The sequence below is a fragment of the Weissella sp. LMG 11983 genome (genome assembly GCF_025908495.1).
GTDB classification, from domain to species: domain Bacteria; phylum Bacillota; class Bacilli; order Lactobacillales; family Lactobacillaceae; genus Weissella; species Weissella fermenti.
Genome location: NZ_JAOZFD010000001.1, coordinates 1845978 through 1872973 on the forward strand (window position 1 = coordinate 1845978; position 26996 = coordinate 1872973).

Here is a 26996-nt window from a genome sequence, read left to right on the forward strand (position 1 = left end):
GAATAGTAACATGAAACGAATTTTTGAAGTTAGTCCTTGGACGATTACAACGCACGAGTTGAATCCTGCTGACAAGCGTTTGCAAGAATCAATCACATCACTTGGAAATGAGTACATGGGTATGCGCGGTATGTTTGAAGAAACGTATACTGGTGACTCATTGCAAGGTGTCTACATTGGTGGCGTCTGGTTTCCAGATAAGACCCGTGTTGGTTGGTGGAAGAATGGTTACCCAGAGTATTTTGGTAAGGCTATTAACGCTTTGAATTTTGTGAAGGCTGAAATCCGTATTGACGGTGACTTGATCGATTTGGCCAAGACGCCATTTGATGATTTTGAGTTGTCATTGGATATGAAGGGTGGTATTTTGCACCGTTCATTCATCGTAAAGGGCGTTAAGATTAGCGTTGATCGCTTTATCTCAGTTGCCAAGAAGGAATTGGCGGATTTGCGTTGGACCTTTGTATCAGTCGACAAGGCCACGCACCAATTGGAATTGACGGCTTTGATTGACGCCGATGTCATGAATGAAGATTCAAACTACGACGAGAAATTCTGGGATGTCTTGGATAAGGAAGCTGATGACGAGTCAGCCTTTATCATGACACGCACAATTGCCAACCCATTTGGTGTGCCACAATTTACAGTGGCTGCCCGTCAACGTTTCGTCTCAGATTTGCCAGCCGTTGGGTCAGTCGACGATGAAAAGCAAGTCGGAAACGTCTTTGCTGGTATCGTGACCGAAACGCCTGTGCAAATCGAAAAGCGTGTCATTGTGACAACCTCACGTGACTATGAGTCGAATGATGCCGTTAAGGCTGCCACGGATGATTTGTTCGCTGACATTGCATCAAATACTTACAACGATTTGGTCATCGACCACACAACTGGTTGGGCTAAGCGTTGGGAGAAGGCAGACGTACAAATCGAAGGGGATGCAGAAGCGCAACAAGGTATTCGCTTTAACTTGTTCCACTTGTTTGCTACTTATTACGGTAACGATGCCCGTTTGAACATCGGACCAAAGGGCTTCACCGGTGAGAAGTATGGTGGTGCCACATACTGGGATACGGAAGCATTTGCCATTCCAGTTTACCTAGGGGTTACTGATCCAGCTGTCGTGAAGTCATTGTTGAAGTACCGCTACCAACAAATCGAAGGGGCTTACCACAATGCTAAGCAACAAGGTTTGGCTGGGGCATTGTACCCAATGGTGACCTTCGATGGTATCGAATTACACAACGAATGGGAAATTACGTTTGAAGAAATTCACCGTAACTCAACAATTGCCTACGCCATCTACAACTACACGCACTTGACGGGTGACCGTTCATGGCTTGAAAACGAGGGTAGTGAAGTGCTGATTGGTATTGCGCGCTTCTGGGCTGACCGTGTGCACTATTCAGCACGCAACGATGCGTACATGATTCATGGTGTGACTGGACCAAATGAGTACGAGAACAACATCAACAACAACTACTACACCAACTGGATGGCCAAGTGGGTCTTGTCATACGCTTTGGAAAACATCGACACGGTTGCGCCAGAGTTCCAAACGAAGTTGAACGTCACAGCTGAAGAACGCAAGCACTGGCAAGAAATTGTCGACAAGATGTACTTGCCTGAAGCGGATGTTACTGACGTCAACGGTGTGCCACGCCACGTCTTTGTCGCGCACGACACATTCTTGGACAAGGAATTGGTGCCAGTCCGTGATTTGGATCCAAAGAACTTGCCAATTAACCAACACTGGTCATGGGACCGTATCTTGCGTTCACCATACATCAAGCAATCAGATACATTGCACGCGATGTACTACTTCCCAGATGCCTTTACGGAACAACAAAAGCGTGACAACTATGAGTACTACGAGCCATTCACGGTGCACGAATCATCATTGTCACCATCTGTTCACTCAATTATCGCCGCTGATTTGAAGATGGCCGATAAGAGTGTCGAGTTCTACGAGCGTACCGCACGTCTTGATTTGGACAACTACAACAACGACACATCAGACGGGTTGCACATCACGTCAATGACTGGTGCCTGGCTATCAATCGTGCAAGGATTTGCTGGCATGCGTGTCCGCGATGACCAATTGCACTTCGAGCCATTCTTGCCTGATAAGTGGCAGGGCTACAGCTTCCGCTTCCTATTCCGCGGTCGCTTGTTGTCAGTCGCTGTTGATCAAAACGGTTCACACGTCGAATTGTTGTCTGGTGAACCACTGACGATTGATTTGGCTGGCGAGAAGCTAACGTTGGAGGCCTAAGATGACAAAATTTTCAGACATTAAGGGATTTGCCTTTGACTTGGATGGTGTCATCACAGACACTGCTAAGTTTCACACGCAAGCTTGGCATGCACTCGCTGAACAAGTGAATGTGACTTGGACACCAGAATTGCAAGAGTCATTGAAGGGAATCGACCGCATGGGCAGCCTTGAAATGATTTTGAAGGCTGGCGACAAGCAAGCTGACTACACGCACGACGAAAAGGTGGCGTTGGCATCTTGGAAGAATAACCATTATGTTGAATTGATTTCTGGTTTGACGCCGGATGATATTTTGCCGGGGATGGCAGATTTTATCAAGGAATTGAATGAGAAGGGCTACAAGGCTATTGTTGCGTCAGCTTCAAAGAACGCGCCATTTATTCTTGACCGTTTGCAATTGACGGATTCATTTGTGGGTATTGTTGACCCAAGTACGTTGACTGCTAACAAGCCGGATCCTGAAATTTATGTGCGTGCCGCCGAGCTATTGAACTTGCCACCAGAGCAAGTCATCGGTTTGGAAGATGCTGCGTCAGGTATTCAAGCAATTAATGGGGCCGGTGAAGTGTCATTGGGAATTGGTAACGCCGACATTTTGCACGATGCCGATATTCGATTTGACACGACTGCCGATGTCACGTTAGCAAACATCGCGGCAAAACTCGATTAACAATTTGAACCTCTCACGAATCTCAAAAAATATCTCAAATCAAAGTTTTGCCGCGGAGGCGCCAGTTTTATACTGGCGCTTTTTTTAATTAATGACATTACGTACTTTCCAAACTATAATTAAGTAAACATAATTTTGTTTGGATTTTTATTAGAGGAGGCCTAGAATGGCAGCACGTCCTAATTCAAGTCGTCATCTCGTTTTGACGGCATTATTTATTGCAATTATTCTGCTACAGTCAATTGTTCCTTGGCTGGGCACATTACCACTTGGGGCGTTCGCAATTGGGGCAGCGGTAACGATTATTACGTTTACTGTCGCAATTGGGGCGATGGTCTTGGGACCTCGTGCCGGTGCGTTACTAGGTTTCGTTTGGGGTGCCTATTCACTTTGGCACGCTTGGACATCAGCACCAAGTATTGGCGCGTTGATTTTCCGTAACCCAATCACAGCGATTGTGCCGCGTATGTTGGTCGGTTTGATTATCGGGTACTTATACTGGCGCTTCGTTAAGAACCGTCCAATGGGACAACAAGCCATTTGGTTAGCAGGGCTAGGCGCTTTGTCAGCTTTTGTGAATACGTTCTTCGTGTTGAGTATCACATGGATTGGCTTTACGGTCATGCACACAACGGCGTTTGGTATTCCTGATTCAGGACTCGCGAATTACTTGATTGTTTCAATTGCCGGCTTCAATGGTGTTTTTGAAATCATTGTTGGGGCAATCTTAGTGCCGCTGATTGGCATGCCAGTTTTGACATTCTTTAATCGACAAAATGCACGATAATTTTTAGGCTCGGTAGCAAATGCTATCGGGCCTTTTTTGCGCGTTTTTCATAAAAAAAACATAGTTTCGCAATTCGATACGTCAAAAGAGCTTTAATGTCCGCAGTTCGTTACAATTTAGGTACAGAAGTAGATTTTGACCATGTAATAGGGGTGTTTTTGTCGATATTAGTTCCCACTTTTTAGTACTGTTGTGAGCTAAACTATCGACAATGGTCGAAGTCTATACTTTGACAGTCTTGAATTTTAGGGGAGTTAAAATCATGAAATCTATAGACACAAGTGTAAAGGAGCGAGAAGTTAATCTCGAAGATGCCGGTGGCGGTAATAAGAAGAACAAGCAGTGGCTTCGTTTTGGTGCGACGTCATTGTTGATTGCCATTGGTATGGGGGCCAATACAGGCGGTGAAGTTTCAGCGGCGGAAGATCCAACGATTGACGATGCTGATGCTTCTTTGGTGAGCTCATCTGATAAGGATGACGACCAAGATATTGCAGAACGTGATAAGGATGGCGATGGGTTGGACGATGAAACTGGAGAACCAGTACCTACCAATCCAAGTGATCCGGAGTCAGTCGTGGCTAGCGCAGAAGCTACGGCATCTGAAGAATTGGTCACTGAATCGGTGGCCGAAACGCCAGTTGATCCAGTTGTAGTGGAGAGTGCGAGTTCTGAAACGAGCAGTCTGCCTGAAGAAAGTGTTGCCTCAAGCACTGCAGAAGTTAGTGATAGTGAATCAGTTGTCCAATCACCGGTCACAAGCCAGAGTTCATTGGCTAGTTCGGTGGTTTTGTCGACCACATCTGCAGCTTCTGAAAGTTCAGCTGATTCGACTGGCTCATCTGATGCGTCAAGCGAGGTAGGTCAAACGGATTCTGACAGCTTAGTGAGTGTTGCACCATCAAGCGAAGCAAGCAGTGCGACAAGTGATGAGGAGTCAAGCGCATCTGACAGTTTGGTGAGCGTGGCACCCGAGAGCGAGTCCGACACGTTGACTAGTGTTGCACCTGAAAGCGAATCAGACACACTCACAAGCGTGGCACCTGAAAATGAAGCCGAGTCATCTTCAGCCGAATCAGCAATGAGTAGCGCAGACTCATTGCAATCGGTTGCACCATCGAGCTCACAATCAGCAACGGTTTTGGGAGCAGATGATAGTGCGACTGAGGAAGAAACAGTCCCAGAAACCGTGGCAGATGGTGTGACAGTTTCCGTTGACACAACAATCGAAATTCCAAATAGGGACAGTTTTACAGGTTCAGACTATGGCCTAAGTAGCACCGTTACAGTGACGTATGTTGATAAGTATCTCTGGATTAACTTGCCAGCGTCGTACAACTTCAACAGCATTGATATGGATGCGTTGAAAGCATACGCTGTCCGTAACAGAATGGTCATTTCCTTCTTGCAAGAAGGTGAACAAGAGAAGGACACAACAACTGGTCTGACCGAAGCACAACAAGCATCGTTTGATTTGTTTAATCGCGATTCGTTTAACTTGATGTCGGCAACCGAAGTCATGAATGATAACGGCACGATTATTGTGTACTGGCCTGATTCAACCGAAGCAAGTACCACATTTGATTCGGTTGACCACGATGACATTCGTATTTGGGCTGAAACAAATGGGTTGGATTGGGTAGTTGCATCAGCGGCTTGGCGCCGTATGGATACGGGACAAACAGTGCCGACTGGTGACCAAGTTTTGGATACAAGCAACACAGACTTGCCGGTAGTTATTCGTAATGATGCTAACTTGTTGCGAACGTATTTTCCAATCCAATACTTCTTGAGTGCTAGTGACAAGAAGCAATATGTTATCCTTATGGCGCGTGAAGGCCGTACGACTGATCCGTGGGGACAAACAATCAAGCCTGGTGAGACACTATATATTGTCGAAATCAATTCATCGGCAATCATTGGTCGAAACTATATAAATAATGGACAATCAATCACTCTGAATGGAACAACGATTACGAATCGATTCTCAGCAGGAAGTGGTGATTACTATATTGGTAACTATTACACAAGTACAGGAACTAGCTTGCAATCATGGACGATGCAGGGAATCACGACAAAGTCAACCTTAGCCGATGCCAACTACTACTATGCCATCGATAATGGTGACGGGACGTACACCAAGACGGATATTCGTATTCCAGTAAATACAAGTGCTGGCTCAACTGGCGATGCCAAGGTTAATACGTTGACCGGTGGATCTGGTGGGTCTTACCCGGACGAATATATCATCACGTCTGACGTATTGGCCGGGTATCAGCTTGTGCCATCATTGACTTATGCTTCAGGCCAAATGTCTTCTACGACAACTGGTTCAGGCACAGGAATGACACAAACGGTGCGTGGAAAGTTTATGACGAACGTGTACGATCAGATGACCAAGTCTGGTGCGAATATGTATCGTACAGTGCTTGATCCAAACAACCCATTTAATTTGGCGCTGGTTCGTGCGTATGGCTTTGATCTGAGCAAGGTGCCAGTCGGTGCGGTGGTCGACAAGTACGTCAACAGTAGTGGCGGTTATACGGTCACAATCGCTTGGCCGGTGGTTGATGCTAATGGTAATGAAACCGGGCAAACGTCGATTATTTGGGATACTGGTTCGAATACGATTCGATTTGATACGAGTGCCAGCGGTGGAGCTGCAACAAATCCAGTTAAGCACTATACGATTCCGACTTCTCCGCTAACGTTCTACCTGCAAACAAATACGTCGACCGGTGCGACTTCAATTGTTGCTGCAACGTCACAACCGACAACAGCCGGTTATACATTTGCCAAGATTACTGGTGATATCTATAAAACGACCACTGGCACGCTAACGTTTTCTGCGACTGATGCGTTCGGTAACGCTAACATAGTGGTTTCAACACCTGATTGGTTAGACGAAGATCGCAACGGATCAATCGATGGTGGTAGTTTCACCGGCTTTAAGAATGGCGGTTATGGTGATAAGCAAAACAGTTTCACGATTATCGGAAAGTTTAACGTTTCCGGCGTTAACTTCTACTATGTTGCTGCTCCGCAAATGGCAACAGTTGGGTTGAAGACAGCTGAAAAGCAATCAGATGGCACGTATAAGTTGGTGGATACTGCCCGAACTAATACGGATGGTGTTTCAAACTATAACAATAAGACGTCTGGTCAAAAAGACTCTGCCTTGCAAGGTGTGACGGGTGCCGTCATTGGTGTTGCTCGAACAGGCAGCACGGCTAATGATTGGGCGAAAATTAATACCAAGGTGCCAGGTTATACCTACATTGGGTATACGTATAACGGCGGCGCACTGCAATCGGTTCAAAAAACAGATGGTACTTATGCCATGCCGTATGAAAATTCAAATGCGAAATACAATGCGACTGCAAGTACAAGCGTTTCGAATGGTGCGATTACGGACTCATCAGCGGATGCGATTGTTTTGTACTATGCCATCGATAGCCAACAAGCTCAAATTAAGTTTGTGATGGCCGATGGAACGACAGCACCAGCAAACATCAATTTGACTGGTAAGACTCGTGAAGCCTTGTCACAAGACATCGCAAGTAGTATTCCTGCTGGATACCACATCGATACAAGTAAGACGACAACCACTGGCTCACCAGCCATGACGTTATCTGGTACGACAGTTTCTGGTACGTATGACGCCACGAATAACAATTTGAGTACAACTGATAGTAGTTTGCAAACAATGACGATTACCTTGGTCGCTGACACACAAACAGTTAAGGTGCGTTATATTGACGTTAACGCGTCAGATAAAACAACTGGCTGGACGGCAGCCGATGGAACCGAAATCACTAGTTGGGTACAAACGGTCACTGGTGATACTGGTAAGACGTATACCAATGTGCCGTGGGGAATGTCGACGACTGGATACGTTGTTGTGGCGCAAGATGCCGGAACGCGTTCTGGAACCTTTGATAACGATACCAATACAGACCAAACTTACTACGTTTACTTGAAGCACAACACGACTGATGTCGTCGGTGGTAAGGACGGAAATGCAACATGGACAGTTAGGTCGACAGTGCGATACTTCTATGAAGATGGCACAACAGTTGCCGCCACAGCAAATGTTCGTTCAACGACCTTTACGGCAACCATAACTTATGATGCGGTAACTGGCGAAGAATTAGCGACGAAGTGGGATGCGGATAGCTACACATTTACGGATGTTGATTCACCTGTTATTCAGGGGTACATCGCTGATTTGTCAGCGGCTGGAGCAGCGACCGTTAGCTATGATTCCGCCAGTGTGGGATTCCGAGTGACGTATAAGGCACTGGGTGCTTGGACGCCAAGCTTCCCAGATACGACGCCAGATAATCCACCAACTGATGTCACGTATCCAAACGACCCAACGGATCCAACACAACCTGATCGCACGAATCCATCAGTGCCAGTTGTACCGTATGTGCCTGGATATACGCCAGAATTACCTGATGGTACGCCGTTGACGTCGGTTAATCCAGATAACCCAACTGGTGGATACTTGCCACCGAATGTGCCGGCAGATCCAACGACTGACACGACAATTGTTTATCATGCGAATGATCAAACAGTCACTGTTAACTACATTTACGTTGCGGATGATGGCACCCGTACGGTTGTGCATACCGAATCATTTGATGGTAAATCGAATGCAACTTATACACACGAACTGTGGGATTATGAAAATAATCCAGACCAATCTTATGTTCTGGTATCTAAGGATGCGGGTGCTGAGAGCGGTACGTTCGATGCTGACGACGATACTGATCAGGTCTACAACGTTATTTTGGCCATCGGAACGGAATCGTATGATGGTGGTAAAGACGGTGATCCTGATAAGGATCAGTACACAAAGACGATTACGCGCACAATTCAGTATGTAGACCAAGATGGTAAGCAAATGGTGGATGCGGACGGTAATCCAGTCCCAGATAGTGTGATGAAGCACACCTTTATCGCAACGGTTACCTACAAGGTAGATTTAAACGTGCCGGTTTCGGTTGAATGGCCTAACGATTCGGCGACGTTTGAAGCGGTTAAGAGTCCGGTTATTACAGGTTACGTCGCTGATGTAACGCAAGTTGATGCGGACCAAATTGACCACAATGATACGGATACAACGTACAAAGTCACGTACAAGCCGATGGGAAGTTGGACGCCAAGCTTCCCACCAAATACTCAGAACGTGCCAAGTGATCCGATTCAATATCCAAACGATCCAAATAATCCAACGGATAATGAAACGCCACATGACCCTGCTGAACCAGGTGATCCGGTTATTCCGTATGTACCGGGTTACACGCCGGAAGGACCAGATGGCACACCATTGAAGCCGGTCGACCCAGAAAATCCATCAGCTGGTTATATCCCACCAGCTCCAACGGATCCAACGGGCGATACAACAATTAATTACACGCGTAATACGCAACAAGTCATTGTTCGTTATATCGACGACACGACTGGTTCGGAAGTAACTGAACTTCGTCAAACGTTCTCGGGTGAAACTGATCAAGCCTATACGAACACATTGTCTGATTATGCAAAGCTTGGTTATACGTTTGCTAGTGCCGAAGCGGGTGCAACTGCCGGAACTTACGACCGCGATGACACCGCAACTCAAATTTATGTGGTTCATTTGGATCACGGTACGGTGGTTGTTGACGGTGGCCGTGAAGACGATCCAAATCACGGCAGTTATACATCGACCGTCACATCAACAGTTCACTATGTTTATGAAGCTGATAATTCAACGGCTGAGCCCGATAGCGTACAAGAAAAGACGTTTACTGCATCAGTTACTTATGACGCGGTAACTGGTGAAGTGGTTTCAATTGTTTGGCCAACTGAGTCACAAAACTTTGAAGATGTACAAACGCCGGTAATTGACGGTTACTTTGCAAGTGAAGGCGTTGTTGCTGGTGGCGCGGTTGATTACAACGATGCAAGTCGTGAAGAAACTGTCACTTACACGAAGTTGGGTTCTTGGATTCCACACGTCCCTGATTTGCCAGAAGATGAGCAATTGAAGACGCGTGTCTATCCAAATGATCCAAACGATGCCTCAAAGGTTTGGACACGTGATGATCCAAACTACGTTGAAGTACCAGTGCCATATATCCCAGGATATACGCCAACGACCGACGGTAGCAGCACACCTTTGGAACAAATTGATCCAAACGATGTGACGAAGGGCTACTACCCACCAGACGTACCGGGGATACGCCAATTTACTACGTGGCACACCCACAAACATTGGTGGTGGTCTACGTTGATATTTCATCAGGAACGGAAGTCGAAGTTACTGAGCTACAACAAACTTTGACGGGAACAACCAATGCAGCTTACACGAACACATTGTCAGATTATGCAGCGCGTGGTTATGTCCTAGTTAATCAAGACGCAACAGCAACGGCTGGAACATATGACGACGCAGACAATGTGACCCAATTTGCTAAGGTCTACTTGGACCACGGTACAGTTGTGGTCACGCCGGACAACCCGGGTGATCCAGGTAATCCAATGTATCCTGACGTACCTGATACGCCAACTTGGCCACAAGGCACTGATGAAACTGGTGTGAAGCGAACGATTAATGGTGTGATTAATTACCAATACGCCAATGGTTCAGAAGCAGCACCGGATGCAACACGCACGGTGACATTTGAGCGTTCGATTACGTTGGACGCCGTTACTGGTGAACAAATCTCAACGACGGACTGGGAAGTAACGGCCGGTGATGATGACTGGCCTGAGACACCTAGTCCAGTGATTGATGGTTACTACGCCGATATTTCAGATATTTTGGCAGTGACAGTTTCGCCTGATGACTTTGACCGTAGCTACATGGTGACGTACTACCCAATGGGTCAGTACGTACCAGTATTCCCAGAAGGTACTGAAAATGTGCCAAGTGACCCAATTACGTATCCAAATGACCCAGATAATCCTGGTGATCCTTTGGAGCCGGGTCAGGGAACGCAGGATACACCAGGCGACACGGATAATCCAACCTTGCCATACGTTCCTGGGTTCACACCAGAAGGACCAGATGGCACGCCATTGACGCCGGTTGATCCAGATAACCCAAGTGCGGGTTACTGGCCGCCGGAAACGCCAACCGATAATCCGGGTGGTGACACGACGATTACCTACACGGCGAATGAGCAGAAGGCGACTGTAACATTCATCGACGATACGACGGGCGACACATTGAAGGTTATCGATTTGACGGGTAAGTCTGATGAAACCGATGCTTACCGCACAGCGACCGACATTGCGACGTACGAACGTGCAGGTTATGTGTTGGTTACCGATGATTATCCAAAGGATGGTGTGGTTTATGACCGTGTTGATGATACGGACCAACCATTTACAGTGCACTTGAAGCAAGTCACAATCACGGTTGAGCCGGATGATCCAAAGGAACCAGGCGTGGATATCTTTACGCCGGGTGATCCGGTCGATCCAAGTGATCCAGGTGGCCCAACGTATCCAGAAAGCCCATACACGCCGGGTGACCCAGTTTATCCAGACCAACCAGATGGACCAACGGTACCTGATACACCAGGTGACCCAGGTGCACCGGTTGATCCGGATAATCCAAGTGGGCCAACTTGGCCAGCAACGCCCACGTACCCAAGTGGTGTTACTAAGGATGATTTGAACCAGACGGTAACGCGTACGATTACTTACACGTATGCAAGTAATGGTGAAAAGGCATCTGAAACGGTTACTGAAACGTTGACGTACAGTCGCACGGCGACAGTCAATGCGGTGACCGGGGCAGTGACGTACGGGGATTGGCAGACAACCGATTCAACACTTGATAAGGTTGATTCGCCGTTGATTTCTGGATATGTGGCTAGTCAATTAACAGTCGCTGAAGAGGCGAACGTTGATGCGATGGCCGATGATACGACTGTTGCAATCACGTATACCAAGCTTGGTCAATGGGTGCCATCATTCCCACCATCAGCTGCTGATGAGGATGTACCAGATGATCCAATTGATTATCCAAACAACCCAAGTGATCCAACCGAACCATTGGAGCCGGGTGTGAATAATCCAAACGATCCAGGTACGCCGGCTAACCCAACGTTGCCATATGTACCAGGTTATACACCAGAAGGCCCAGATGGGACGCCGTTGACACCGGTTGATCCAGATAATCCAAGCGCGGGTTACTGGCCACCGGAGACGCCAACTGATAAGCCGGGGGATGACACGGTTATTCACTATGTGGCTAATGATCAAGCAGCTCGCATTACGTATATTGATGATGATACTGGCCTTGAATTGGCAGTTGATACCATCGCTGGTGAGTCGAGTGACACGTCAACGTATACAACGGCTGACCGCATCAAGTCTTACGAAGCACAAGGCTACACATTGGTTTCAAATGACTTCCCAGAAGATGAGTTCCAATTCGATCGTGATGATGCGACGGAACAAAAATTTGAGGTGCATTTGAAGCGCACGGTTTTGGTGATTACACCAGATGACCCACGCACGCCAAGTGACCCAATCTTTACGCCAGGTGAGCCGGTGGACCCAAGTGATCCATCGAGCCCAACGTATCCAGCCGAACCAGGTACACCAGGTGAGCCGATTGATCCGGCTAACCCCAGTGGCCCAACTTGGCCAGAGACGCCAACATACCCAGCGGGATTGACGACGGAAGATTTGAATCAAACGGTTAATTTGACAGTTAATTACGTTTACGAGGATGGTACGACGGTTGCCCACGACCCACACACGGATGCGGTGCACTTTACGCGTACGGCAACGCTGGACACAGTGACGGGTGAGGTGACGTACTCAGATTGGGTAGCGGTTAACGATGATGATTTGTTGGATACCTACAAGTCACCAGTCATTGACGGTTACTATGCTGATAAGGCATACAGTACAGCGGTGACGGTTGCAGCCGAGGATGGTGATGTGACTGAGACCGTGACGTACAAGAAGTTGGGACAATGGGTACCATCGTTCCCAGCCACAACGCCAAGTGCACCGACGGATCCAATTGATTATCCAAATAATCCAAGTGATCCAACGGTACCAACGAATCCGGCTGAGAATCCAAGCGAACCAGGTACGCCAGAGAACCCAACGTTACCTTACGTACCAGGTTACACACCAGAAGGACCGGATGGTGAGCCACTAACGCCGGCTGATCCAAGCAACCCATCTTCAGGCTACTTGCCACCAAACCCAACTAATCCGGGTGAGGATACGGTGATTACCTACGTACCAGCTGATCAAGTTGGTTCGGTAACGTATGTTGATACGACAACTGGTACGACGTTATCAGTCGATTCATTGGCTGGTAAGTCAGATGAACCGGGCACATATTCAACCGCTGATCGTATTAAGCAATATGAAGCGATGGGATATGTACTGGTAGATGATGGCTATCCAAATGACTTTACGTTCGACAGTGATACAGCCAAGTCACAAGATTTCACGGTAACGTTGAAGCAAGTCACGGTGGTTGTGACGCCGGATGATCCAAAGAACCCAAGTGACCCAATCTTTACGCCGGGCGATCCGGTGGACCCAAGTGATCCATCAAGCCCAACGTATCCTGAGGAACCTGGTACGCCGGGTGATCCAATTGATCCAAATAACCCAAGTGGACCAACGTGGCCAGCAACGCCAACGTATCCAGCTGGGGTAACAACGGAAGATTTGAACAAGACGGTCACACGTACAATTACGTATGTTTACGAAGATGGTACTGAAGCTGCGACAACAGTGACGGACAATGTCGTCTTCGAGCGTACCGCTACGGTTAACGCCGTTACGGGTGAGGTCACATATGGTGAGTGGACGGCCGTCGGCGATGATGTCGATTGGCAACAAATTGATTCACCAATGATTGTCGGCTACATGGCAGACAAGGCTTCGGTTGAATTTGTAGATGTCACTGGTGCAACTGAGTCAACATCAGTGGTTGTGACGTATACGGCGGTTGGTCAATGGGTACCACATTTCCCACCGGGAACTGAAGATGTCCCAAGTGACCCAATCAACTATCCAAACAACCCAGATGATCCAACGAATCCAGCGGATCCTGGTCCGGACAATCCGGCCGACCCTGGAACGACGGACAATCCAACCTTGCCATACGTGCCTGGCTTTACGCCACAAGGACCGGATGGTGAGCCGCTGGAGCCGGTTAACCCAAGCAATCCAAGTGAGGGATACTGGCCACCGGTTATTCCGGATGATCCTAAGCAGAGCCAAGATATTACCTATACTGCTAATGAACAAACCGCGCGAATTGTCTTCATTGATGATACGACCGGCACGACATTGGCAACTGATGATATCGATGGTGTTTCGGATGAGAAGTCGACGTATACGACGGCGGACCGTTTGGCTGCTTACTACGCCCAAGGTTACACGTTGGTCAGTGATGGCTAATCCAGCCGACTTTGCGTTTGACCGTGTCGACGGCAATATTGAGACGTTCGAGGTTCACTTGAAGCACGCTGCAATTACTGTGACGCCAGATGATCCAAAGAACCCATCAACGCCAATTTACACACCGGGCGACCCAGTTGATCCAAGTGACCCATCGAGTCCGACGTATCCAGCGGAACCAGGTACGCCTGGCGATCCAATTGATCCGGATAATCCAAGTGGGCCAACTTGGCCAGCGGTACCAACGTATCCAGCTGGGGTGACGACGACCGACTTGAACGAGACGGTTAACCGTACGATTACGTATGTCGATGAGGCAGGTAATCCGGTCTTTGATGACGCGACGGACAAAGTTAGCTTCACGCGCACGGCGACAGTTGATGCGGTGACGGGTGAAGTGACGTACGGTGAATGGGTCGCAACTGGTAATGACACAACGTTCGACGCGGTGAACTCACCAGTTAAGACTGGCTACTACGCTGATAAGGAAGTGGTCGATGCCACAACTGGTTTGACGGCAACGACGGGGGATGAAAACATCCAAGTTGTCTACAAGCCAATGGGACAATGGGTACCATCATTACCGGCCGGCACTGAAAACGTGCCATCTGATCCAACGACGTATTCAAATGACCCAGATCATGCCGATACGCCACTTGAACCAGGTGATTCAAATACGAATGTGCCAGGAACGCCAGATAATCCAACCATGCCATATGTACCAGGCTTTACGCCACAAGGTCCAGATGGCACGCCACTTGAACCAGTAACGCCAGGTTCGCCAGAAGGTGGTTATTGGCCACCAGCAACACCAACCGATAACCCAGGTGGTGATACGGTTGTGACTTATGTTGCAGATGAACAAAAGGCGACGATTACGTACCACGATGTGACGACTGATACTGATTTGTCGGTTGATACGATCGATGGTCATTCTGATGAAACAAGTTCATACACCACAGCACAACGCATTGCGATGTATGAGCAACAAGGTTATCGTTTGGTTGCTGATGGTTATCCAGGTACGGACTTCACGTTTGATCGTGATACGGCAACTGATCAAGCGTATATCGTACAACTTGAGCGTATTACGCAAACGATTACGCCAGATGATCCAAAGACGCCAAGCTCACCAATCTTTACGCCGGGTGATCCGGTGGACCCAAGTGATCCATCGAGCCCAACGTATCCTGAACAACCTGGTACGCCAGATGAACCAATTGATCCAGATAATCCAAGTGGCCCAACTTGGCCAGCCACACCGACGTATCCAGCCGGTTTGGAGCATGATGATTTGAATCAAACGGTCACGCGTGAAGTGACTTATGTTTACGATCGTGATGGTTCAGAAGCTGCGACGACGGCGACGGAAACGTTGACGTTTACCCGTACCGCGACACTTGATACGGTCAGTGGCGAAATCACATATGGTGATTGGATTGCAGCTGATAGTGATACGACGTTTGATGAGGTAACGTCACCAACAATCGCTGGTTATACGGCGAACCGTGCGTCAGTTGCAGAAGCGACCGGCGTTGCGGCGACAGATGCAGATACGTCAATCGAAGTGCGTTACGTTGCGAACGAGCAACATGCAACGATTACGTATATTGATGACAACACGCAACAAACGATTGTCATGGACGACATTACTGGACAATCTGATGGCACGACGACCCACACGACGGCTGACCGGATTGCGGCTTTGCAAGCGCAAGGTTACAGCCTATTGAGTGATGGTTGGCCAGCTGACTTCGTGTTCGACACGGATGATGACACGACGCAAGCCTTCGAGGTTCACTTGAAGCACGCAACGATTACGATTGACCCAGATGATCCGAAGACGCCAAGTTCACCGGTTTACACGCCAGGTGACCCGGTTGATCCCGATGACCCAGATGGCCCAACGTATCCAGTTGAACCTGGTACGCCAGGCGAGCCAATCGATCCAAACAACCCAAGTGGCACAACTTGGCCAGCGACACCAACTTATCCGGATGGTTTGAAGACGACTGATTTGAATGAGTCGGTTGACCGTACGATTACGTATGTTTACGAGAATGGTAACGAAGCTTCTGAAACGGTGACGGATAACGTCCAGTTCACACGCACCGCCGAATATGACGTGGTGACGGGAACGGTGACTTACGGTGATTGGGTTGCGACGAACGGCGATACAACCTTTGATGCGGTTGAATCACCAGTGATTACCGGCTACTATGCTGATTTGACGCAAGTTGATGAAACGGCTGATTTGACGGCGGATAGTGGGGATGAAAACGTTAAGGTCACGTATAAGCAAATGGGACAATGGGTACCATCGTTCCCAGCTAATACACTAAGTGTGCCAACGGATCCAATCACGTACCCAAACGATCCGGATGATCCAACGCAACCGCTTGAACCGGGTGCGCCAGATTATCCAGTGGTGCCATACGTGCCAGGCTTCACGCCGGAAGGCCCGGATGGCCCATTGCAACCGGTTGATCCGACTGATCCAAGCAAGGGTTACGTGCCACCGGCAACGCCGACGGACAACCCTGGTGAAGACACGACGATTAATTACGTTGCCAATGAGCAAACGGCCACGATTACGTTTATCGATGACACAACGAAGACGAATTTGGCAGTCGACACAATCACGGGTGTTTCTGATGCAACGTCACCATATACCACGGCTGAGCGCATTCAAGCATACTTGGCGCAAGGTTACACGCTCGTTTCTGATGGTTATCCAACTGACTTCACGTTTGACCGTGATGACAGTAAGACGCAAGCGTTTGAAGTGCACTTGAAGCACTCGACGATTACGATTACGCCAAGTGATCCGAAGACGCCTAGTCAGCCGATTTACAACCTAGGTGATCCGGTCGATCCTAGTGACCCAGATAGCCCAACGTATCCAGAAGAACCAGGCAATCCAGGTGACCCAATTGATCCGGATAACCCAAGTGGCCCAACTTGGCCAGCAACGCCTACGTACCCAGCTGGTTTGACTGAAACTGATTTGAATGAATCAGTCACGCAAACCATCACGTACGTATACGCCGATGGACAAGAGGCAAGTGATCCAAAGACGGACACGGTAACGTTTAGCCGTACGGCGACGCTTGATCCGGTCACAGGTGCGGTAACGTATGGTGAGTGGATTGCAGCGAATAGTGATACCACGTTTGATGCGGTTGAGTCGCCAGTGATTACCGGGTATGTTGCGGATAAGCAAACGGTCGCTGAAGTGACGGGCATTCAGGCAACTGATGCTGACACTGACCCAGTTGTGACTTACACGGCGATGGGACAATGGGTACCATCATATCCAGCTGGTACGCCTGATGTACCAACGGATCCGATTACGTATCCAAATGACCCAAGTAAGGGTTACGTGCCACCAGCAACGCCAACTGATCCAACGCAAGATACGACGATTACGTATGTTGCCAACGAGCAGCAAGCGACGATTACGTATATTGATAAGACGACTGGCAAGCAATTGGCAATGGACACGATTACGGGACACTCTGATGAGACATCAACGTACACAACGGCTGACAAGATTGCGGCCTACGAGGCAGCAGGCTATGTCTTGGTTACAGATGGTTATCCAGGTGTCAACTTTGCCTTCGATCGTGAAGATGATTATGACCAAACGTACGAGGTTGTTTTGGAACACGCTGTGATTACAGTTGATCCAAACGATCCAAAGACGCCAAGTTCACCAATCTTCACGCCAGGTGGTCCGGTTGATCCGGATGACCCAAACAGCCCAACTTATCCAGTTAATCCTGGTGATACACCAACGCCAACGTACCCAGGTGGTTTGGAGGAAGCTGATTTGAACGAATCAGTTAAGCAAACTATCACGTACAAGTACGCTAACGGTGAAACAGCAGCTGATGATGCGACCGATACGGTCACGTTCAGTCGTACGGCCACTGTCGATGCGGTAACGGGTGCAGTGACTTACGATGATTGGGTTGCTGCTAATGGCGATACGACCTTTGATGCAGTGGACTCACCAGTGATCACGGGTTACGTGGCGGATAAGCAGACAGTCGCTACGGTGACGGGTATCGGTGCTAAGGATGCGGACACGACGGTTAATGTTGTGTACAACAAGATGGGACAATGGGTACCATCGTTCCCAGCCGATACGACAAATGTTCCGAGTGACCCAATGACGTATCCAAATGATCCAGATGATCCAACGGAACCACTCACACCGGGACCAGAAAATGAAAATGATCCAGGTGACCCAGACAATCCAACGTTGCCATATGTACCAGGCTTCACGCCGCAAGGACCAGATGGCGAGCCATTGGACCCAGTTGATCCAAGTAACCCAAGTTCAGGTTACTGGCCACCAACCTTGCCAAGTGACCCAACGACCGATACAACAATTGTGTACAAGGCGGATGAACAAGAAGCCACGATTACGTATATTGATGAGGTGACGGGCGATACTTTGGTTGTCGATACGATTACCGGTGGTTCGGATGAATCAAGTACGTACACGACGGCTGACCGTTTGGCTGATTACTTGGCTAATGGTTATGTGTTGGTCGAAGATGAATATCCAACTGACTTCACGTTTGACCGTGATACGACGGTCACGCAAGCCTATAAGGTAACCTTGACCCACGGTTCACAAACGATTGATCCAAATGATCCAAAGACGCCAGGAACGCCAATTAATCCGGATAATCCGGATAATCCAGATGGACCAAAGTATCCAGATGGTTTAAAGTCAACTGATTTGAATGAGTCGGTGACGCGTACGATTACGTATGTGGATCAAGCTGGCAAGACGATGGCGACGGCGGTTAAGGAAACCATTCACTTTACGCGTACGGCAACTCTTGATACGGTAACCGGAACTTACACGTACAGTGCGTGGGTGCCAACGACGGTAACGTCAATGGACGCAGTTGATTCACCAGTCATTGCTGGTTACGTGGCTGACCGTCAAACGGTTGCTGCGTTGAATGATTTGACGGCAACATCAGCGGATGTGACAGAGAAGGTCGTTTACTCACCAATTGGTCAGTACGTACCATCATTCCCAAGCGGTGTAACGGATGTGCCAAGCACGCCAATTGATTATCCAAATAATCCAGATGATCCAACCACAACGGATACACCGGGAGAGGATAAGGATAATCCAGCCACACCGGGAACACCTGATAATCCAACGATGCCATATGTACCAGGCTTTACGCCACAAGGCCCAGATGGCGAGCCATTGGATCCAGTCGATCCAGATAACCCAAGTTCAGGTTACTGGCCACCAGCACCTAGTGAGACGCCGACTGAAGATACGACGATTACGTACACGGCCAATAAGCAAACGGCTACGATTACGTATATCAATGATGAGACAGGTAGCGTTCTAGCAGTTGATACGATTACTGGTGGTTCAGCTGAAACCAGCACGTACACCGCTTATAACCGCATTATGGTTTACAAGTTGGCTGGTATGATGTTGGTAAGCAATGGTTACCCAAGTCACTTTACATTTGACCGTGACGAAACGGTTGATCAGGCCTTTGAAGTTCACTTCAAGGGTGCGACAATCACGGTTACGTCAGATGATCCAAAGGTGCCAGGTGATCCGATTTACCAACCAGGTGATTTGATTGATCCTAACGATCCGGATTCACCAACCTTCCCAGACCCACTTGGCGAGCCAGGAACGCCGGTTGATCCGGATGATCCAGATTCACCAACTTGGCCACAACCACCGGTTTGGCCAGATGGGGTAACGGCGGAAGACTTGCGTGAAGAGGTTAACCAGACCATCACTTATATCTATGAGAAGGATGGTTCAACAGCGGCGAAGACAGTTACCGATTAGGTTGTCTTTACGCGTACGATTACCATTAATGTCATCGCTGCCCAAGAGAGTGCACAACCACGAGCACGTTTGGCACGTGCCGCAACGTCAAGTGCGATTGTTTACTCTGATTGGCAGGCAGTGAACGGTGATGATAAGTTTGATGCCAAGACATCACCAGTTATTCCGGGCTACATAGCTGACCGTTTGGTGGTCGAAGAAGTGGCTGGCATGGATGAAACTAGTGAAGATGACATCCAACAAGTTGTTTACCGTCAACTTGGTTCTTGGGTACCTAGTGTGCCACAAGTGCCAGGGGTTAAGACACCAGGCGAAGTGACGTATCCAAATGATCCAGATGACCCAACGAAGACGGCTGATCCAAATTCACCAGGTTATCCGGTTATCCCATATGTACCTGGCTTTACGCCACAAGGTCCAGATGGTACGCCAGTGCAACCGGTTGATCCAAAGAACCCAAGCAAGGGTTACTTGCCACCAGCTGTGCCAGGTGATCCAACGACTGATACAACCATTGTTTACAAGGTTGATCGTCAACACGCCAAGGTCAACTTCATTGATCAAAACACGAAGCAAGTGCTCAATGTTGAGCAGTTGTCTGGCGATAGTTACAGCAAGTCGTCATACACGACGGCTGAGCAAATCGCTTACTACGTGGCTCAAGGTTACGTCCTTGTGCGTGATGGTTATCCTGCCGGTGGCATGACATTTGATGCGGATTCAACGTTGAACCAAACATTTGTAGTCACGTTGGCGCACGGTACAGAGACTGTTGATCCAAATAACCCAGGTGTGCCAGGTACGCCAATTGATCCAAACAACCCAGATGGTCCAAAGTGGCCAGCCGGTGTTGATGAAGATCACTTGAAGACGTCAACGACGCGTACGATTATCTTCCGCACAAGCGACGGAACAATCGTCGATACGAAGACACAAATTGTGACGTACACGCGTACGGCGACGGCCGATACGGTTACTGGCGAAGTGACGTATGGCCCATGGACGGCGCCAGATGGTTCACATGTACCGGACGTGGCTGTACCGGGTATGCCGGGCTACGTGGCTGATCGCAACGTTGTGCCAGGAGTGGATATTCCGGTCGGTACACCAAACTTCACTGAGTATGTCACGTACACGATTGTGCCGGAGCAACCGGCAGTTGAAGTTGAGCCAAATGAACCGGGCGGACCGGCACAAACTGTTCAAACAGTAACGCCTGAGACGCAGGCGATTGTACCTGAGGTATTGACGCCACATTCATTGGCCTACACGGCAGTTCAATCAGCAACGGCTGCACCTGAAAGTGCCGCTTCGTTGGCTTACACAGCTGAGTCGGCAACGGCCCAACATTCAGGCGTCTTGCCATACACTGGTTCGGATGAGCAAGAAGGTGCTAAGGCAACTGGTTTGGCCATGTTGTTTGGTTTGTTCCTTGGTTTGTTCAAGCGTCGTAAGCGCGAGGATGAAACTGAAGAAACAAGCAAGAAGCACGACGATAAGTAACGGAAACGCCTTCACGGGAAATGACCTGTGAAGGCGTTTTTGTATGGTATGATTAGTTCAAAAATTCCCCATGTTTACTTGGTATACTGTAAACAAAGCCTTTAGTAGGGGGAGTGTAATGCAACATTTATTTTTAATGGAGTTCTTTGGGCGTGGCCAGAGTGGTCGCTCGTATGCGGTGACTGAGCGTGTACGTCTATTTAAGAACTTAAACAAAGATGTCAAACTAGTCACATTTGACTACAATCCGCAGTATGAAGAAATTTGGCGCGAAGCTGCACCGGATGTTATGGCACACCACGTTAATATGATGGATTACTTTGAAGTGGAGGCCGTTGCAGGCGGTGTCCGTGTTGAACGATTGCATGATGCCCGTCAGGTGACGATTGTTGATAAGGTCTTTAATCAACATGATGAACTAGTGGGTGAAATCTATTATGGTCTCGATAACAAGAGTGTTTCACGACGTGGTGCCATTTTGTATAACCGGGATGGTTCGGAACGGATGCGTTTGCTGTACGTTCAAAACAAGGTTACCCAAGTCTTGTTGTGGGACGGCGGGATGCTCCATGTATTGTCGTTCGAAGCAATGGTGAAATATTTCTTGGATAAGTTGACCGCTGAAGAGCCAAGCATCATGTATGCTGATGTGTTAGAGGAAACGATGACGCAGGCGTATGGTAGTGTCGAAAATGCCGAAGTGAAGGTAGCGTATATTCACGCCGATCATCACGTGGCCCATCATCAAATTTTGGTTGGCTTCCGTAATTTATTACGGGCTAAGAAGTTCGATTGGATTGTGACGGGAACGCAGACCCAAGCAATCGATTTGCGAACAGAGTGGGGTGCTCAAACGGTTGATATTGCACCGGCTTCAGTGACGGTGCCGGATGCGGTGACTGATTTGGCTGATCGACGCGCAATGTCGGTTGTCGTCGTGACCCGTTTTGACCGTATTAAGCGCGTAGAAGATATGATTGCAGCAGTGGTTAAGGCACACAAACAAAATCGTGATATTAATTTGCAACTGTACGGTACGGTTTCTGACCAAGCTTATTACACGCAATTGCAACAACAAATTGCAGATGCCCACGCAACTGGCTATATTACGTTTAACGGGGCCACAACGGATGCAATCGGCACATTTGCAACGGGGCAGGTTACAATTTTCACGTCACGAACAGAAGGTTTTGGTCGCACGATTTTGGAATCCGAAGCAGCTGGTACGCCAGTGATTTCATATGACATTGATTATGGTCCGCGTGCAATTATTGGCAAAGCTGGTAAATTGGTTGCAGATGGGGATGTGAACGCACTGGCTAATGCGATTGTGATGGCGTTGGCCGATAAACGTTGGCGTGAAAAGGCGAGTGAAGCTGGCCGTGAACAAGCGCGTGAGTACGATGCGGAACATGTTCAGGCGAAGTGGTTAGATTTGATTACAAAATTGGAGGCGACGCATGAAAATCATGTTGATTGATGACAAGACTACTGATGTCGTCACAAAGTTAAAAGACCTCAAGCGTCGTTATCATCATGTTCAGGTAGTGAATATGACGGAGAATGAGTCATATCGGAATGGTTTTCCGGGTGAATATTTGATGTATCGTATTGCCGGAATTCGATTGCGGCCAGCGACGTATTTGAATGATTTGGCGTTTAATCCAGATTATGCGATGTCATACAACAAGTATGGTGAAATCAGTGTGACTGACATGGGTAATGAAGTTGCGACGTTGCAACTGGTGGACTGGCAAAAGCAAACCGTCCGTGCGGTGAAGTATATTGCACGTGGGGTTAATTGGCAGTTTGATTTGGTTGGTGAAAAGGCGGATGTGGTGAAGCGTTGGATTCGTGATGATAAGCAACGCACGATTATGATTCGCATGCAGTTGTCGAACGGCAAGTTGTTGAAGAAGTTATACAACTATGAAGGTGACAGCCAACAGCCGATTAGCATGACGTTCATGTATGATGGCAAGTTGTTTGACGATGAGAACAGTTGCTTGACGGCGTTCTTCGAAGATGTGTTTGATGATCAGAACATCGAGATCATTCGTTATACAGGTCAATAGATGGAGAAAGCGTGGGAGATTTTTTCCTACGTTTTTTATTTGTGGTTAGTGTCGCCACTGACGTGACGAGGCATGGTGGGTGTGGGTGCGGGGGTTCTCCGTCCTACAATATAAGCTGGTGGCGACGGAGTCCCATTCTCACTAAGCCTCAGCGTGTTTCATCGCCTGTCGGCTCGAAATCCACTGCTACTAAGTGATAATTGGTGCTCCTGTCCTCGCTTGGTCACCGGCTAATATCGCAGGAGCTCCGAACCCCCGCGCCCACACCCACCATGCCAGCAACCAAAATGTTCTAGTCTGTTTATGATTGTCAGCTTGCTTTCGAATTGAAAGTATAACAAGATAGATGAAGAGGGATGGAATCAATAAAGCGGGGGACTTATGGGGAATACAGTTAAGCTGATGTTTGGGAAGATACCTGAAACTGTTGGGGAAGAGTTATCGGTGATTCATCGATTGGTAACGTCGGGATTAACAACTGAACAGGTACGGTTTCTGCAAGCTATGGCAGATGTGACATCTGGTGGGCAAGTTGCAAACGTGAAGGACATTCAGGAAGCGTTGGACTGGAAATTTAATGAAATCGTTGAGGTGCAACAATACCTGGTTAAGATGCGTGTCATTCAGCCTGTTAATGCAGGTGAAGTCAGATTTGCTTTGCCAAATACAAAAGAATATTTTGCTCTCGTTGAACATCCAGAAGATTATGTGGATGTTTGGCGTCGATGAAAACAAAACGACCACTAGGTGTACGCAGTTGTGTGCACCTAGTGGTCGTTTTTTTCTATCTATTGTCACGAACGAAGTCGGTGAAAATTTTAACGGCTGGATTTGGATTTTGGTTGTTTGTGGCCAGCATGATTTCGTAGCGGTGTGAGGTGTTTTCAAGTGGCTTGAACACGACGCCGTTGGTACTGAAGAGTGAGTTTTCAGGGAAGAAGGCGATTAGTTTATTCAAGCGAATCAACATTAGCAATAATTCCAAACTTTGAATACGGGTGATGCTATTGAATTCATAACCATCTTGGCGGGCATTATCGGTTAAGCCATGGGGCTCGGTCATGCCAGCGTCGGATGATACGAAGATGACGTCGCGGTTGGCGAGCGTGTCGTTTGGGACGACGTCATATTGACTAATGTCGTCATCTTCGGCAACAGCGACCATCATATTGCCTTCTTCAAGTGTTGTTGTGTCAATTTGCTCGAAGTCACTGATTGAATTGAGCGCGTAGTTTCGCGAAAACAGAATATCAATCGTCTGTGAGAGCAAAGCTTGGTTATTATCGCGGAAATTATCTTGCGAAATCGTGATATCAATTTCAGGATGTTCCGCCATAAACTTATGCAACAACGGTGACATGAGTTGCGTTTCGTAATAAGTAGTGAAACCAATCGATAAGGTCTGCTTATCGGTTGAGCCGATTGCATAAGCGAGTTGGACAGCTTGTTCGTAGTTGTTCACGAGTTGCTTGGCGTGATTGTAAAACTGACGGCCTGCTGACGTGACGGTGACGCGGTTTTTTTGACGGATGAACAACGGGGTGCCGATTTCGTCTTCCAGATTTTTCATTTGTTTACTGATGGCAGTTTGCGACACGAAATTCTTTTGAGCCGCTGCGGTGAAACTTGCCAGATCAACGGCATCGACAAAGTAGGTAAGGCGTTCAAGACTCATATCAATCTCCTAGGGTAACTTTTGGTTGGGATAACAAACTTTTTGACTGTGTTCATTTATTCACAAGTGTCTATACTTAATTGTGTTGATAAGTGATGTTTGTAACAAACGGAACTTATAGTTAGATTATTTTATACCGAAAATAAAGAGGTAACAACCATGAGTAAGGTTATTTCAGCAAGTGAAGCTGTAAACTTGATTAAAGATAACGACACACTTGCAGTAAGTGGATTTGGACTTGCTGGTGTCGCAGAGGAACTTTTAATCGCCCTTGAGGAGCGTTATGCAACTGAGTCACACCCACAAGGTTTGACGGCAATGCACTCAAGTGCGGTTGGTAACCGTGACCAAAAGGGGATGAGCCACTTGGCAGCCCCTGGTTTGTTGAAGCGTTGGATTGGTGGCATTGCTGCGGCTTCTCCACGCATCGCTGAAGCTATTAACAACAATGAGTTGGAAGCTTACAACTTGCCACAAGGTGTCATCACCCGTATGTACCACGATATTGCGACGAAGGGTCCTGGTGTCATCACGAAGATTGGTTTGGGAACGTTCGTTGATCCAGACCTTGAAGGTGCCAAGATGAACGCCAAGACGACTGAAGATATCGTTAAGAAGATTTCTTTGGACGGCGACGAGTGGTTGCGTTACCCAACGTTCCCAATCAATGTTGCGTTGATTCGTGGTACGTACGCCGACGAAAACGGTAACTTGACGCTTGATAAGGAAGGTTTGGACATGGAAGTGCAAGCCATTGCCCAAGCAGCTCACAACTCAGGTGGCATTGTTATCGCGCAAGTTGAAGCGGTAACGGAAAACAACACGTTGCACCCTAAGAAGGTTAAGGTGCCTGGTATCTTGGTTGACTACATTGTGGTAGCCCAACCTGAAAACCAATTCCAAACGGAAAACACGTTGTACAACCCAGCATTTTCTGGTGAAGTACGTGTGCCATTGAAGTCAGTACCAGCTTTGCCTTTGGATCCAAAGAAGGTTATCGCTCGTCGTGCAGCTATGGAATTGCGTTCAGGTGCCATCTTAAACTTGGGTGTCGGTATTCCAGTTAACGTGTCAGCGGTTGCGGCTGAAGAAGGTGTAAGTGACGACTTCGTTTTGACAACTGAAGCTGGTTCAGTTGGTGGTGTTCCTGCCGGTTTGAAGGACTTTGGTCACGCCTATAACTCACAAGCAACGGTTGATATGGATGCCCAATTCGACTTCTACGATGGTGGCGGAATTGACCTATCAGTACTTGGTTTGGCACAAACTGATGCAACGGGTAACGTTAACGTTTCAAAGTTCAACGGTCGCGTGGCTGGTGCTGGTGGTTTCATCGACATCTCACAAACGGCTAAGAAGTTGGTCTTTGCTGGAACGTTCACAGCCGCTGGTTTGAAGGAACACATTGAAGATGGCAAGTTGGTCATCGACGAAGAAGGTCGTTTCCCTAAGTTTGTGGCCAATGTTGAGCAAATCACATTCTCAGGTAAGTACGCAGCAGCCAACCAACAACCGGTTGTTTACGTGACTGAGCGTGCCGTCTTCGAATTGACGGCTGACGGTTTGATGTTGACTGAAATTGCACCAGGTATGGACTTGGACAAGGACATCTTGGCACACATGGACTTCAAGCCATTTATCAGTGAAAACTTGACGCAAATGGCCGCTGGTTTGTTTGCTGAAGAATGGGGCGGATTGTCAGCCCTAGTTAACCAATAAGAAA

General features: G+C 48.1%; 12 protein-coding genes and 1 pseudogene. 12 read left to right on the forward strand and 1 reads right to left on the reverse strand.

Translation table 11 applies throughout. From position 1 onward, the window contains the following. The first annotated feature begins 10 nt into the window (after positions 1-10). The 11 genes and pseudogenes from OIT45_RS09260 (at position 11) to OIT45_RS09305 (ending at position 24327) form a co-directional block, all read left to right on the forward strand. Positions 11-2272, forward strand: a complete 2262-nt coding sequence (locus OIT45_RS09260) for a glycoside hydrolase family 65 protein (protein WP_264330131.1) — start codon at positions 11-13, stop codon at positions 2270-2272. Between the two features lies 1 nt (position 2273). Beyond that, positions 2274-2945: a beta-phosphoglucomutase gene (pgmB, locus tag OIT45_RS09265; RefSeq protein ID WP_199403699.1), complete on the forward strand. Its 672-nt coding sequence runs from the start codon at positions 2274-2276 to the stop codon at positions 2943-2945. 166 nt (positions 2946-3111) lie between these two features. Next, positions 3112-3732 carry an ECF transporter S component gene (locus OIT45_RS09270; protein WP_199403698.1) on the forward strand — a complete coding sequence of 207 codons (621 nt, stop codon included), beginning with the start codon at positions 3112-3114 and terminating at the stop codon, positions 3730-3732. 262 nt (positions 3733-3994) lie between these two features. Continuing rightward, a complete protein-coding gene (locus OIT45_RS09275) occupies positions 3995-10063 on the forward strand; it encodes a mucin-binding protein (RefSeq protein ID WP_264340006.1) in 6069 nt (2022 codons plus the stop codon). Beyond that, the gene (locus OIT45_RS09280; protein ID WP_264330133.1) at positions 9976-14169 is read left to right on the forward strand and encodes a mucin-binding protein; all 4194 of its coding nucleotides are present in this window, start codon (positions 9976-9978) and stop codon (positions 14167-14169) included. The genes OIT45_RS09275 and OIT45_RS09280 overlap by 88 nt, the downstream gene beginning before the upstream one ends. Beyond that, entirely contained in the window at positions 14162-20020 is a 5859-nt protein-coding gene (locus tag OIT45_RS09285; protein ID WP_242458245.1) for a mucin-binding protein, read from the forward strand. The genes OIT45_RS09280 and OIT45_RS09285 overlap by 8 nt, the downstream gene beginning before the upstream one ends. A gap of 12 nt (positions 20021-20032) precedes the next feature. Beyond that, positions 20033-21079, forward strand: a pseudogene (locus OIT45_RS09290) (mucin-binding protein); the annotation flags it as partial. Beyond that, positions 21068-21523, forward strand: coding sequence for an LPXTG cell wall anchor domain-containing protein (locus OIT45_RS12565; RefSeq protein ID WP_319606980.1), 456 nt, complete (start codon positions 21068-21070; stop codon positions 21521-21523). The pseudogene OIT45_RS09290 and the gene OIT45_RS12565, both read left to right, overlap by 12 nt. Before the next feature lie 118 nt (positions 21524-21641). After that, positions 21642-23003 carry a glycosyltransferase gene (locus OIT45_RS09295; RefSeq protein WP_199403697.1) on the forward strand — a complete coding sequence of 454 codons (1362 nt, stop codon included), beginning with the start codon at positions 21642-21644 and terminating at the stop codon, positions 23001-23003. After that, the gene (locus tag OIT45_RS09300; protein WP_199403696.1) at positions 22984-23598 is read left to right on the forward strand and encodes a hypothetical protein; all 615 of its coding nucleotides are present in this window, start codon (positions 22984-22986) and stop codon (positions 23596-23598) included. The genes OIT45_RS09295 and OIT45_RS09300 overlap by 20 nt, the downstream gene beginning before the upstream one ends. A gap of 381 nt (positions 23599-23979) precedes the next feature. Beyond that, positions 23980-24327, forward strand: coding sequence for a hypothetical protein (locus OIT45_RS09305; protein WP_199403695.1), 348 nt, complete (start codon positions 23980-23982; stop codon positions 24325-24327). A gap of 55 nt (positions 24328-24382) precedes the next feature. Here the strand turns inward: OIT45_RS09305 and OIT45_RS09310 are convergent, their stop codons facing one another. Next, positions 24383-25273, reverse strand: coding sequence for a LysR family transcriptional regulator (locus OIT45_RS09310; RefSeq protein ID WP_199403694.1), 891 nt, complete (start codon positions 25271-25273; stop codon positions 24383-24385). Between the two features lie 159 nt (positions 25274-25432). On the opposite strand from OIT45_RS09310, the gene OIT45_RS09315 reads away from it, so the two are divergent. Further along, positions 25433-26992, forward strand: coding sequence for an acyl CoA:acetate/3-ketoacid CoA transferase (locus OIT45_RS09315; protein ID WP_199403693.1), 1560 nt, complete (start codon positions 25433-25435; stop codon positions 26990-26992). Positions 26993-26996 lie beyond the last annotated feature (4 nt).